Consider the following 12,288-nt stretch of genomic DNA (forward strand, 5'->3'; position numbering starts at 1 on the left):
GCGTCAGCCCGCCCGACGCGCCGCGAGGCGCGCGCGGGCGCCGTCGACGATCCATGCGATGCCGCGCTCGAACGCCTCGTCGCCGCTGCGCTCGCGCAGCGCGGTCCAGCCTTTCGCGAACCGCGGATACTCGGCCGCGTCCGGCAGCAGCGCATCGGCGTCGCCGTCCGGCGCCGCCTGCTCTTCCAGCACCCATCCGACCACGAAGCGGCCGATCGCGACCATCACGTCGACCGCTTCGTCCGGCGTGAACCCCGCGTCGCCGAGCAGCGTGACCTTGCGTTCGATCGAGCTGAAATGCAGCGCGCGCGGCCGCGTGCCGGCATGCAGGCGCGCGCCGTCGCGATAGGCGAGCAGCGCGCGGCGAAAACTGCGCGCATTCTCCGCGAGCCATGCATCCCACGCGTCGCCCGGCTGCGGCAGCGACGCGCCGTGACGCTCGAGCATGATCGCCTCGGCCATCGCGTCGAGCAGCTCGGCCTTGTTCCTGAAATGCCAGTACAGCGTCGGCGACTGCACGCCGAGCCGCTCGGCAAGCCGCCGCGTCGACAGCCCGTCGATCCCCACCTCATCCAGCAATTCGAGCGCCGCGCGCAATACCGTGTCGCGCGTCAGCCGCGCGCCTGTGTCCTTCATCTCTATCACCGATAGGGAAACTGTGGAATACTTCGCACTCTATCATCGATAGAGTGATGCTCTTGAATCCGTCCCTGATTGCCATCCTGGCCACGGTCCTGCTCGACGCGATCGGCGTCGGGATCGTGATGCCGATCCTGCCCGGGCTGCTGCGCTCGCTGGCCGCTGCGGGCAGCACCGACACCCACTACGGAATCCTGCTCGCGCTGTACGCGTTCGCGCAGTTCCTGTGTGCGCCGCTGCTCGGCGCGCTGAGCGACCGTTTCGGCCGCCGCCCGGTGCTGCTCGCATCGCTCGCGGGCGCCGCGCTCGACTATCTGCTGATGGCGCTCGCGCCGACACTCGCGTGGCTTTACGTCGGGCGGCTGATCGCGGGTATCACCGGCGCGAACGTCGCGGTCGCGACCGCGTACGTGACCGACGTGACGGCCGAGCCCGATCGCGCACGGCGCTTCGGCCAGCTCGGCGCGATGATGGGCATCGGCTTCATCGCCGGCCCGCTGATCGGCGGCCTGCTCGGCGCGCTGCACCTGCGCGCGCCGTTCGTCGCGGCCGCGTTGCTCAACGCGCTGAACCTCGTGCTCGTGTGGCGCGTGCTGCCGGAATCGCGGCCGCGTTCGGCCCGGGAAGGCCGCACGGTCGGCGCGCTCAACCCGTTCGCAAGCCTGCGCCGGCTGAGCGGCGCGCCCGCGCTCGCGCCGCTGGTCGGCATCTACGTGATCGTGGCACTCGTGTCGCAGGCGCCCGCGACGCTGTGGATCCTGTACGGCCAGGAACATTTCGGCTGGTCGACGCCGGTCGCCGGGCTCTCCCTCGCCGGTTACGGCGCGTGCCACGCGCTTGCGCAGGCGTTCGCGATCGGGCCACTGATCGCGCGGCTCGGCGAGCGCCGCGCGCTCGCGCTGGGTCTTGCAGGCGATGCGCTCGGGCTGGCGGTCATCGCGTTCGCGACCGCCGCATGGGTGCCGTTCGCGCTGCTGCCGCTGTTCGCGGCCGGCGGCATGACGCTGCCGGCGTTGCAGGCGATGCTCGCGCGGCAGGTCGACGATGCGCGCCAGGGCGAACTGCAAGGCACGCTGGCGAGCGTGGCGAGCCTGATCGGCGTCGCGGGGCCGCTGGTCGTCACCGCGACTTACGCGGCGACGCGCGCGACCTGGCCGGGGCTCGTGTGGGCCGCGGCCGCGCTGCTGTACCTGCTCGTGCCGCCGCTGTTGGCCGGCGCGCGCCCGGCGAGCGCGCCGCGAGCATCCGCGTAAGCGTCGGCATGCGCCGTCGCGCTCAGCCCGCGAGCGTGACGAGATTCGCGTCGCGCACGAGCTGCCAGCGGCCGTCGGCCTTGCGGAAGATCGTCAGCGTGTGGCCCGACCGGCGGATCGTGTCGCCGCCCGGCGGCGTCGCGTCGATCTCGATGAAATTGCGCATGTATGCCCAGTCGCCGATCACGCGCAGCTCGTCGATCCGGTAGCGGCCGTCGATCTTCGGCGCGTGTTCCGCGCCGGCGTTCGCGTCGCGCGACGCGGCCGCGAACGCCGCCTTGTCGAACGGCGGCTTGCCGGCCACCATGAAGATCGCGTCGTCGGCGATCAGGTCGAGCACGGTCGCCAGATCGCCGCGCCGGCTCGACACGAACCAGTTGTCCACGAGTTCGCGGATTGCACGTTCGTCTTCGGTCATCGTCGCCCCTCCTTCATCGGCGCGCGTCCGACCGCACGCGGCGCCCGAAAAAAAAGCCGCCCGGATCGATTCCGGGCGGCTTTCCGTGCTGCATTCTGCTGCTGCCGAGCGTCAGACCACGACCGTCTGCGCCTCGCCTTCGCGGGTCGCACGCACGGTGCCGATCTTCCACACCTGTTCGCCGGCGGCGGTCAGGTCGGCGATCGCTGCGTCGGCATCGGCCGCCGAGACGATCACGGCCATGCCGATCCCGCAGTTGAACACGCGGTGCATTTCCGCGTCGGCGACGCCGCCGTGCTCCTGCAGCCACTTGAACAGCGGCGGCAGCGGCCATGCTTTCTGGTCGAGCTCGGCGGTGAGGCCTTCGCGCAGCACGCGCGGGATGTTCTCGACGAGACCGCCGCCCGTGATGTGCGCCATGCCCTTCACCGACAGCTTCTGCATCAGCGCGAGCAGCGGCTTCACGTAGATGCGCGTGGGCGCCATCAGCGCGTCGGCCAGCGAGCGGCCGTGGAAATCGGCCGACAGATCGGGATTCGCGCGCTCGATGATCTTGCGCACGAGCGAGAAGCCGTTCGAGTGGATGCCGCTCGATGCGAGGCCCAGCACCACGTCGCCTTCGGCGATCGTGCTGCCGTCGATGATCTTGCTCTTCTCGACCGCGCCGACCGCGAAGCCGGCCAGGTCGTATTCGCCGTCCGGGTACATGCCCGGCATTTCGGCCGTTTCGCCGCCGATCAGCGCGCAGCCCGACAGTTCGCAGCCCTGCGCGATGCCCTTGACGACCGTGGCGGCGGTGTCGACGTCGAGCTTGCCGCACGCGAAGTAGTCGAGGAAGAACAGCGGCTCGGCGCCCTGCACGAGGATGTCGTTCACGCTCATCGCGACGAGATCCTGGCCGACCGTATCGTGTTTGTTCAGATGAAACGCGAGCTTGAGCTTGGTGCCCACGCCGTCGGTGCCCGACACGAGCACGGGCTCCTTGTACTTCTTCGGCACTTCGAACAGCGCGCCGAACCCGCCGATGCCGCCGAGCACGCCGTCGCGCAGGGTTTTCTTCGCAAAAGGCTTGATCTTGTCGATGAGCGCGTCGCCTGCGTCGATGTCGACACCTGCGTCGCGATAGGACAGACCCTGAGCGTCGGGAGCGGATTTCGGAGGATTCATGGGGGAATGCGAGAAGGTCGGTAAAATGCGATTTTACCCGAAGCCGGCCCGTTGGCCGGAATTCCCAGCACCGAATCGTCAGGGATTGCATCTTGGTCAACACGTCCCCGTTTTCATCGCCGGGCGAAGCGCGCCGAAACCCGCGCCGCGCCGAGCGTACGGTCGCGCGTGAAGCCAGCCGAGGCGCCTTCCCCCGCGCGTGCCCGGCGTACGGCACGCGTTTTTTCAACCGACCCGCATTGTGACTGCTGTGTCCCGTCAACTGACGCTCGATCTCGGCACGCCGCCGCCCGCCACGTTCGACAACTTCATCATGAGCGACGAGAACGACGAGCTCGTCACGCGCCTGCAGAAGCTCGATCTCGCGCTCGCGGCCGGCCCCGTGCCGGACCGGTCGTTCTATATCTGGGGCGAGCCCGGCAGCGGCCGCACCCACCTGCTGCAGGCGCTCGTGAGCGACGCGTCGTACGGCTATGCGCGCTACCTGACGCCGCAGAGCCCGCTCGGCGCGTTCACGTTCGACCCGCGCATCGGCATCTATGCGATCGACGACTGCGACCGGATGAGCGACACGCAGCAGGTCGCGCTGTTCAACCTGTTCAACGAAGTGCGCGCGCACCCGTCGAGCGCGTTCGTCGCGGCGGGCCCGGCGGCGCCGCTCGCGCTCGACGTGCGCGAGGATCTGCGCACGCGCCTCGGCTGGGGGCTCGTGTTCCACCTGTCGCCGCCGTCCGATGCCGGCAAGATCGCAGTGCTCAAGCTCGCGGCGAAGGAGCGCGGGATCGCGCTCACCGACGACATCGCCGCGTACCTGCTGACCCATTTCCGCCGCGACATGCCGAGCCTGATGGCCTTGCTCGACGCGCTCGACCGCTTCTCGCTCGAGCAGAAACGCGCGGTCACGCTGCCGCTGCTGCGCCGGATGCTCGCGCGTCCCGGCGACGACATCACACCACCGGGCACCGGCCCGAACCGCTTCGAGTAAAATGCGCTTCCATGACTAATCTGGCACTCTTTGACCTCGATCACACGCTGATCCCGACCGATAGCGACCACGAATGGGGTCGCTTCATGGTGAAGCTCGGTATCGTCGACGCGGAAAGCTTCTCGCGTCAGAACGACCAGTTCTTCGCCGACTACAAGGCCGGCCAGCTCGACATCCACGCGTACCTCACGGCGATGCTCACGCCGCTCGCGAAGTATTCGCGTGCGCAGCTCGCCGAGTGGCACGCGCAGTACATGCACGAGGTGATCCGGCCCGCGATGACGCCCGCCGCGCTCGAACTCGTGCGCCAGCACCTCGATGCGGGCGACCTGTGCTGCGTCGTGACGGCGACCAACGAATTCATCACGCGCCCGATCGCCACCGCGTTCGGCGTCGACACGCTGATCGCGTGCGAGGTCGAAACGACCGACGGGCATCCCGATTCGCCGTATACGGGCCGCCCGACCGGCACGCCGAGCTATCGCGAAGGCAAGATCGTGCGCACCGAAGCGTGGCTCGCGTCGCTCGGCAAGCACTGGGACGACTTCGAACACAGTTATTTCTACAGCGACTCGCACAACGACATCCCGTTGCTCGAGAAAGTCACCGACCCGATCGCGACCAACCCCGACGACACGCTGCGTGCGCACGCAAGCAACCGCGGCTGGCGCATCCTGGATCTCTTCTGAACGTCGTGATCAAAAAATTCATTCGCAAGCTTCTCGGGCAGGACGAAACCGAGCAAACGTCTCCCGCCGCGGCCCAGGCCGACGAAGCGGCCCCTGCTACCCCGCGCGCCCCGAAGGGCGCCCGCGGCGGCGGCACGAAAAAACCGCGCAGCAACCATGAGCCGACCGTCGTGCCGGCCAGCGTGCACGGCATCAACCCGGCGCTGATCTCGAAGAACGCGGTGCGCGTGACCGATACGCTGCAGCAGGCGGGTTTTCGCGCGTTCATCGTCGGCGGCGCCGTGCGCGACCTGCTGCTCGGCATCGCGCCGAAGGACTTCGACGTCGCGACCGACGCGACGCCGACCGAGGTACAGCGCCTGTTCCGCCGCGCGCGCCTGATCGGCCGCCGCTTCCAGATCGTCCACGTGCAGTTCGGCCAGGAACTGATCGAGGTATCGACGTTCCGCGCGCTAGTCGACGCGCCGCCCGAGGCGGCCGCGGCCGCCGCCGAGCCGCCGAGGCGCCTGAAGCGCGACGAACTCGATCGCCGCACGCACGCGGTCGATGCGAGCGGCCGCGTGCTGCGCGACAACGTGTGGGGCGAGCAGCACGAGGACGCCGCGCGCCGCGACTTCACGATCAACGCGATGTACTACGACCCGTCGACGCAGACGGTGCTCGACTATCACGACGGGATGGCCGACGTCCGTGCCCGCCTGTTGCGGATGATCGGCGATCCGGCCACCCGCTTCCGCGAGGATCCGGTGCGGATGCTGCGCGTCGTGCGCTTCGCGGCGAAGCTCGATTTCGAGATCGAGCCGCATACGCGCGAGCCGATCAACGCGCTCGCCGACCTGATCAATAACGTGCCGGCCGCGCGCCTGTTCGACGAAATGCTGAAGCTGCTGCTGTCGGGCCACGCGCTCGCGTGCCTGCAGCGGCTGCGCAAGGAAGGCCTGCATCACGGGCTGCTGCCGCTGCTCGACGTCGTGCTCGAACAGCCGCAGGGCGAGAAGTTCATCACGCTCGCGCTGAACAACACCGACGCGCGCGTGCGCGCCGGCAAGCCGGTGTCGCCGGGCTTCCTGTTCGCGACGCTGCTGTGGCACGACATGCGCCAGCGCTTCGAGCAATACACGGCCGCGGGCGAAATCCCGGTGCCGGCGCTCCATCGCGCGATGGACGACGTGCTCGACATGCAGACCGAGAAACTCGCGATCCACAAGCGTTATTCGGCCGACATGCGCGAGATCTGGGGCCTGCAGCTGCGCCTCGAGAAACGCTCGGGCCGCAGCGCGATGCGGCTGCTGGAACACCAAAGGTTTAGAGCGGGGTATGATTTCCTCCTGTTACGCTGCGAATCCGGCGAGCTCGATACGGAAGTCGGACAGTGGTGGACGGATTTCATCGAAGGCGACGCGGCCGCTCGCGAGGCATTGCTCACGCAGGGCGGCTCGAAGGAAAAATCGCCCCGCAAGCGGCGCCGCCGCGGCGGTGCGCGAAACCGCAATCCGGGTGAAGGTGCCGCCGAGCAGGCGCCGGATACCGCGGGCGGTACCGCGAGCGGTTCCGACGACTGACGCGTGCGCCGGCGAACGACGTAGGAAGTGATGCCATGACGGTTGCATATATCGGATTGGGGGCGAATCTCGGCGATGCGCGCCAGACCCTGAAGGACGCGGTGGTGTGCCTCGCGCAGCAGCGCACCATCTCGATCCTCGGCAAGTCGAGCCTGTATCGCACGGCGCCGTTCGAAGCGGGCGGCGACGACTACTACAACTGCGTCGTCAAGCTCGACACGACGCTGTCGGCCCGCGAGCTGCTCGCGCTCTGCCAGAAGATCGAACATCACTTCGGCCGCGAACGCCCGTATCGCAACGCGCCGCGCACGCTCGACCTCGACATCCTGCTGTTCGGCGCCGATTCGATCGACGAACCCGACCTGATCGTCCCGCATCCACGCCTCACCGACCGTGCGTTCGCGCTCGTGCCGCTCGTCGAAATCGAGCCGGCGCTCGACATCCCCGCGCGCGGCCGTGCCGACGCCTTTCTCGCCGCCGTCGCGGATCAGCGCGTCGAAAAGGTGCAGACCTGCCAGTGCCTGATGCAGAAGGCGCTCGCTGCCGGCGACGACGCCGACAAGACCCGCTGCCGATGAACTCCACTCCCCTGACCGTCACTGCGCCCGACCTGCGCGCCCCGCACCGCTATCTCGTGATCGAAGGCCCGATCGGCGTCGGCAAGACGACGCTCGCGCGCCTGCTCGGCGAGCGCTGGTCGATGCAGACGCTGCTCGAGCGCCCGCAGGACAATCCGTTCCTCGAACGCTTCTATCGCGACACCGCGCGCTACGCGCTGCCCGTGCAGCTGTCGTTCGCGCTGCAGCGCGCGCAGCAGGCGCGCGAGCTGATCGGCGCGCTCGACACGGGCCGCCCCGTGATCGCCGATTTCATGCCGCAGAAGAACGACATCTTCGCGCGGCTGAACCTGCCGGAAGACGAATGGCAGCTGTATCGCTCGGTCGCCACCCACGTCGACGTGCCGCAGGCGCCGTCGCCCGATCTCGTCGTCTATCTGCAGGCCAGCCCCGAAGTGCTGTTCTCGCGCATCCAGAAGCGCGGGATGCCGATGGAACTGCAGATCAGCGACGCGTACCTGCGCTCGCTCGTCGACGCATACAACGAATTCTTCTACCACTACGACCGCACGCCGGTGCTGACGGTCGCCGCCGAACACCTGAACCCGCTGGATTCCCCCGAAGATCTCGCCCTGCTGATCGAGCGCATCGAGACGATGCGCGGCCGCAAGGAATTCTTCGTCAAGGGCGAGACGACGCGCTGACGCGTCCCGCCTGTCGTTCCTCACCCATCGACCCGGATTTCCCATGACCTATCTCCAGGAATCGAGCCGGCCTGCCGTGACGGTCCCCAAGCTGCAGGCAATGCGCGACGCCGGCGAGAAGATCGCGATGCTCACGTGCTATGACGCGAGCTTTTCCGCGCTGCTCGATCGTGCGGGCACCGACGTGCTGCTGATCGGCGATTCGCTCGGCAACGTGCTGCAGGGCCACACGACCACGCTGCCCGTGTCGCTCGACGACATCGCGTACCACACCGCCTGTGTCGCACGGGCCCAGCCGCGCGCGCTCGTCGTCGCCGATCTGCCGTTCGGCACGTACGGGACGCCGGCCGACGCGTTCGCGAATTCGGTCAAGCTGATGCGCGCGGGCGCGCAGATGGTCAAGCTCGAAGGCGGCGAATGGCTCGCCGATACGATCCGCTTCCTCGTCGAACGCTCGGTGCCCGTCTGCGCGCACCTCGGCCTCACGCCGCAGTCGGTGCATGCGTTCGGCGGCTTCAAGGTCCAGGGCAAGACCGAAGCCGGCGCCGCTCAACTGCTGCGCGACGCGCGTGCGATCGAGGATGCCGGTGCGCAACTCGTCGTGCTCGAAGCCGTGCCGACGCTCGTCGCGTCCGAAGTCACGCACATGCTGAAGATTCCGACGATCGGCATCGGCGCGGGCGTCGACTGCTCGGGGCAGGTGCTCGTGCTGCACGACATGCTCGGCGTGTTCCCCGGCAAGCGGCCGCGTTTCGTGAAGGATTTCATGCAGGGGCAGCCGAACATTCAGGCGGCCGTCGAAGCCTATGTGAGCGCGGTGAAGGACCGGTCGTTCCCGGGTCCGGAACACTCGTTCTGACGTAACAGGCTGGATGTAAAAAAGCGCGGCGCCCTTTGCGGGGCGCCGCGCTTTTCGTTGGGATGCCACGTTGCCGAAGGCCAGTGGCAGCGAGTGTTCGGACACACGGCCCGAATCGTCATCGCATCACTTCAATACCGCGTCGAGTGCGCCGCGCAATGCATTGGTCAGCAGCAGCGCTTGCGCCCGCGCCAGATCGTCGAGCGTGACGATGCGCTCCACCGCGCCGAATGCGGGATCATCGAGCAGCACGCCGCGCATCACGCCCGGCAGCACGCCGGACGCCAGCGGCGGCGTCACCCACTGGCCGTCGAGCTTCACGAACAGGTTCGAGCGCCCGCCTTCCGTCACCTCGCCGCGCTCGTTGACGAACAGCATGTCGAAACCGCCGAGCGCCTCCGCCGCCTGCCACGCACGGTCGTATTCGGCCCGGCGCGTGGTCTTGTGCAGCAGCAGCGCGTCGCTCGCGCGGGTCGGCGCGAAGCCGTGCGCAGAGGCCAGCAGCACGCCGACCGGCCCCGCCGGCAGCGGCTTGAGCGGCGCCGCGACGATCTCGACCGTGCCGTCCTTCGCGAGTGAGAGCTTCATCCGGTACGGGCCATCGCCGTCGAGCGCAGCGCAACGCGCGTCGATCTCGCGACGCAACGCATCGGCGTCGAAGCGAAAGCCGAACGCATCGGCGCTGCGTTGCAGCCGCGCGAGATGGCGATCGAGATGGCGAATGCCGTCCGCCCGCGTGGCGGCCGTCGTTTCGAACAGCTGGAAGCCAGGGTCGGCGTCCGTCAGGAATCGCGCTTTCAATTCGCACTCCGCATATTCGTCGGCCGCGACGCTGTCGAGCACGATGCCCGCGCCGACGCCCATCGTGCCGCGCCGCCGGCCGGCAGCAGCCATTGCCGCGTCGCGCGGGACGATCGTCGCGGCAGCATCGGCTGCGACCGCATCGAGCGTCAGCGTCCGGATCGCGACCGACAGGCAGAAATCGCCGCAACCGGCCGCGCCGGCGGGCGCCGCAGCGCCTGCCGACGCGGCCTCGTCCTTCGGCGCGTCGAGCCAGCCGATCGCTCCGGTATACAGCCCGCGCGGCGTCGACTCGATCGCGTCGATCAATTCCATCGTCTTGTACTTCGGCGCGCCCGTGATCGACCCGCACGGAAACAACGCGCGCAGCATCTGTGCGAACGTCGTGCCGTCGCGCCAGCCGGCTTCGACCGTCGACGTCATCTGCCACACCGACGCATACGGCTCGACGGAGAACAGCGCCGGCACCTTGACGCTGCCCGTGCGCGCGATCCGCGACACGTCGTTGCGCAGCAGGTCGACGATCATCACGTTTTCCGCGCGGTTCTTCGGGTCACTCGCGAGGAATGCAGCGGCCGCCGCGTCTTCACGCGGGTCGGCCGAGCGCGGTGCGGTGCCCTTCATCGGCCGCGCGCGCAGCACGTCGCCATGCTTCTCGACGAACAGCTCCGGCGAGCACGACACGATCCATGCGCCGTCGGGCAGCGCGATCAGCGCGCCGTACCGCACCGGCTGGCGCGCGCGCAGCCGCCGGTACAGCGCGAGCGGCGCGCCGAACACGTCGAAATTCAGCCGGTACGTGTAGTTGACCTGATACGAATCGCCTGCGCGCAGCGCGTCGTGCACCGCGGCGATCGCCGCGTCGAACGCGTCGCGCGACACGCTCTTCGCGACGTGCGCGACGCCCGCGATCGACGGCGTGCCGCCGCCGTCCTGCTGCGCGAGCCATGCGTCGACGTCGTCGCGCGACAGCCGCTCGCAGCGCGCATACAGCAAAAAGCGCAGCGGGGCATCGCCCGGCTGCGCCCGTTGCAGGTTGCGTCCGAATTCGTAATCGCCGACGACGACCGCATGCAGCCCGTCGCGCAGATCCTGCGCGAGCGCCGCGTCGATGGCGTCGAGCTGCGCCGGGTCCGTGCACACGCGTTCGCGCACGAAACCCGAATACAAACGACTCGACCGCGCGGACGCGGTCGAGTCGCAATCGTCCAAGAGCGCGAACGACGCGCTCTCGTTGCCTTCAGTCATGCCGTTACTCGAAGAAGCTCTTCACCCGATCGAACCAGCTCTTGCTCTGCGGGCTGTGACGCGCACCGCCCTCGGCCAGCGACTTCTCGAACTGCTTGAGCAGGTCGCGCTGCTGGTCAGTCAGCTTCACGGGCGTCTCGACCTGCACGTGTACGTACAGATCGCCCGCGATGCTCGAACGCAGACCCTTGATCCCCTTGCCGCGCAGGCGGAACGTCTTGCCCGACTGCGTGCCTTCCGGCACCGGGAACGACGCACGGCCGGCCAGCGTCGGCACCTCGATCTCGCCGCCGAGCGCGGCGGTCGTGAACGGGATCGGCATCTGGCAGTGGAGATCGTCGCCGTCGCGCTCGAACACCGAGTGCGGCTTGATGTGGATCTCGACGTACAGGTCGCCCGGCGGCCCGCCGTTGATGCCCGGCTCGCCGTTGCCGGCCGAGCGGATCCGCATCCCGTCGTCGATCCCGGCCGGGATCTTCACTTCGAGCGTCTTGGTTTCCTTCACCTTGCCCGACCCGTGGCAATGCGCGCACGGCTCGGGGATGTAGGTGCCCGTGCCATGGCACTTCGGGCAGGTCTGCTGGATGCTGAAGAAGCCCTGCGACATGCGCACCGTGCCCTGGCCGTGACAGGTCGGGCAGGTTTCCGGCTTCGTGCCGGGCTTCGCGCCCGACCCGTGGCAGACTTCGCACGACACCCAGCTCGGCACGCGGATCTGCGTGTCGTAGCCGTGCGCGGCCTGCTCGAGCGTGATTTCCATGCTGTAGCGCAGGTCGGCGCCGCGGTACACCTGCGGGCCGCCGCGGCCGCCGCGCGCGGCGCCGCCCGCGGCCTGGCCGAAGATGTCGCCGAAGATGTCGCCGAATGCATCCGCGAAGCCGCCGAAGCCCTGCGCGCCCGCACCGCCCATGTTCGGATCGACGCCCGCGTGGCCGTACTGGTCGTACGCGGCCCGCTTCTGGCCATCCGACAGCATTTCATAGGCTTCCTTCACCTCCTTGAAATGCTCTTCCGCATCCTTGCTGTCCGGATTGCGGTCAGGGTGATACTTCATCGCAAGCTTGCGATATGCCTTCTTGATTTCGTCGTCGCTCGCATTCTTCGCGACGCCCAGAACCTCGTAGTAATCCCGTTTCGCCATATCGATTCACTGTGCCGCCACGCATCGCGCACGCGGCGGCTCCTTTCGCCCGCAGTAAAGTCTCTCGACTCGTCTGGCGCTGCACCGTCCGCGGACGGCTCGCGCAGCACCCGCCAAAAAACAAATGTGCCCGGAGGGCCGCAAGGCCCGCCAGGCGTGGAGTCGATCCGGCCATCCGGAAGGAAAGACAGACCGCTTTTCAGTCGCTTGTCAGCCGCGCCGCGCGCGTTTTGCGCGCGCGGCGTACGCTGCCATGGCAACCCGG

Annotated in this window: 12 protein-coding genes; 7 read left to right on the forward strand and 5 right to left on the reverse strand. The window is 68.4% G+C overall.

All coding sequences use genetic code 11. The features are described from left to right. Positions 1-3 precede the first annotated feature (3 nt). Positions 4-636, reverse strand: a complete 633-nt coding sequence (tetR, locus tag HWW87_RS12610; RefSeq protein WP_175820502.1) for a tetracycline resistance transcriptional repressor TetR — start codon at positions 634-636, stop codon at positions 4-6. A gap of 56 nt (positions 637-692) precedes the next feature. On the opposite strand from tetR, the gene tet reads away from it, so the two are divergent. After that, positions 693-1,892, forward strand: coding sequence for a Tet(A)/Tet(B)/Tet(C) family tetracycline efflux MFS transporter (gene tet, locus HWW87_RS12615; RefSeq protein WP_175820503.1), 1,200 nt, complete (start codon positions 693-695; stop codon positions 1,890-1,892). Between the two features lie 22 nt (positions 1,893-1,914). Here the strand turns inward: tet and HWW87_RS12620 are convergent, their stop codons facing one another. Both HWW87_RS12620 and purM read right to left on the reverse strand, forming a co-directional pair. Then, positions 1,915-2,310, reverse strand: a complete 396-nt coding sequence (locus HWW87_RS12620; RefSeq protein ID WP_175820504.1) for an SgcJ/EcaC family oxidoreductase — start codon at positions 2,308-2,310, stop codon at positions 1,915-1,917. A gap of 111 nt (positions 2,311-2,421) precedes the next feature. Then, positions 2,422-3,477 (reverse strand): phosphoribosylformylglycinamidine cyclo-ligase, encoded by a 1,056-nt coding sequence (purM, locus tag HWW87_RS12625; RefSeq protein ID WP_069255850.1) that lies wholly within the window; start codon positions 3,475-3,477, stop codon positions 2,422-2,424. Between the two features lie 250 nt (positions 3,478-3,727). Here purM and hda point away from each other — a divergent pair, with 250 nt between their 5' ends. The 6 genes from hda to panB are packed head-to-tail and all read left to right on the forward strand — an operon-like array spanning position 3,728 to position 8,833. Beyond that, positions 3,728-4,462 (forward strand): DnaA regulatory inactivator Hda, encoded by a 735-nt coding sequence (gene hda / locus HWW87_RS12630; protein WP_012327945.1) that lies wholly within the window; start codon positions 3,728-3,730, stop codon positions 4,460-4,462. Between the two features lie 11 nt (positions 4,463-4,473). Then, on the forward strand, positions 4,474-5,151 hold the full coding sequence (locus tag HWW87_RS12635) for an HAD family hydrolase (RefSeq protein WP_175820505.1): 678 nt from the start codon (positions 4,474-4,476) through the stop codon (positions 5,149-5,151). Positions 5,152-5,156: 5 nt separating this feature from the next. Next, entirely contained in the window at positions 5,157-6,713 is a 1,557-nt protein-coding gene (gene pcnB / locus HWW87_RS12640; RefSeq protein WP_175820506.1) for a polynucleotide adenylyltransferase PcnB, read from the forward strand. A gap of 35 nt (positions 6,714-6,748) precedes the next feature. Continuing rightward, entirely contained in the window at positions 6,749-7,291 is a 543-nt protein-coding gene (gene folK, locus HWW87_RS12645) for a 2-amino-4-hydroxy-6-hydroxymethyldihydropteridine diphosphokinase (protein WP_175820507.1), read from the forward strand. Further along, positions 7,288-7,974 carry a deoxynucleoside kinase gene (locus HWW87_RS12650; protein WP_175820508.1) on the forward strand — a complete coding sequence of 229 codons (687 nt, stop codon included), beginning with the start codon at positions 7,288-7,290 and terminating at the stop codon, positions 7,972-7,974. The genes folK and HWW87_RS12650 overlap by 4 nt, the downstream gene beginning before the upstream one ends. 43 nt (positions 7,975-8,017) lie before the next feature. Then, positions 8,018-8,833, forward strand: coding sequence for a 3-methyl-2-oxobutanoate hydroxymethyltransferase (panB, locus tag HWW87_RS12655; RefSeq protein WP_175820509.1), 816 nt, complete (start codon positions 8,018-8,020; stop codon positions 8,831-8,833). 126 nt (positions 8,834-8,959) lie between these two features. On the opposite strand, the gene HWW87_RS12660 is transcribed toward panB, so the two are convergent. Both HWW87_RS12660 and dnaJ read right to left on the reverse strand, forming a co-directional pair. Beyond that, positions 8,960-10,882: a bifunctional anthranilate synthase component I family protein/class IV aminotransferase gene (locus HWW87_RS12660; protein WP_175820510.1), complete on the reverse strand. Its 1,923-nt coding sequence runs from the start codon at positions 10,880-10,882 to the stop codon at positions 8,960-8,962. Positions 10,883-10,886: 4 nt separating this feature from the next. Then, complete coding sequence (gene dnaJ / locus HWW87_RS12665) at positions 10,887-12,023, reverse strand: molecular chaperone DnaJ (RefSeq protein ID WP_053524347.1); 1,137 nt, start codon at positions 12,021-12,023, stop codon at positions 10,887-10,889. Positions 12,024-12,288 lie beyond the last annotated feature (265 nt).

It is taken from the genome of Burkholderia sp. BCC0419 (assembly GCF_902830285.1).
Classification (GTDB): Bacteria; Pseudomonadota; Gammaproteobacteria; order Burkholderiales; family Burkholderiaceae; genus Burkholderia.

Bases quoted from the DNA above. Each gene is read 5' to 3' on its own strand.
- tetR (WP_175820502.1), bottom strand. From the start codon at position 636: ATGAAGGACACAGGCGCGCGGCTGACGCGCGACACGGTATTGCGCGCG.
- tet (WP_175820503.1), top strand. From the start codon at position 693: ATGCTCTTGAATCCGTCCCTGATTGCCATCCTGGCCACGGTCCTGCTC.
- HWW87_RS12620 (WP_175820504.1), bottom strand. From the start codon at position 2,310: ATGACCGAAGACGAACGTGCAATCCGCGAACTCGTGGACAACTGGTTC.
- purM (WP_069255850.1), bottom strand. From the start codon at position 3,477: ATGAATCCTCCGAAATCCGCTCCCGACGCTCAGGGTCTGTCCTATCGC.
- HWW87_RS12635 (WP_175820505.1), top strand. From the start codon at position 4,474: ATGACTAATCTGGCACTCTTTGACCTCGATCACACGCTGATCCCGACC.
- folK (WP_175820507.1), top strand. From the start codon at position 6,749: ATGACGGTTGCATATATCGGATTGGGGGCGAATCTCGGCGATGCGCGC.
- HWW87_RS12650 (WP_175820508.1), top strand. From the start codon at position 7,288: ATGAACTCCACTCCCCTGACCGTCACTGCGCCCGACCTGCGCGCCCCG.
- panB (WP_175820509.1), top strand. From the start codon at position 8,018: ATGACCTATCTCCAGGAATCGAGCCGGCCTGCCGTGACGGTCCCCAAG.
- HWW87_RS12660 (WP_175820510.1), bottom strand. From the start codon at position 10,882: ATGACTGAAGGCAACGAGAGCGCGTCGTTCGCGCTCTTGGACGATTGC.
- dnaJ (WP_053524347.1), bottom strand. From the start codon at position 12,023: ATGGCGAAACGGGATTACTACGAGGTTCTGGGCGTCGCGAAGAATGCG.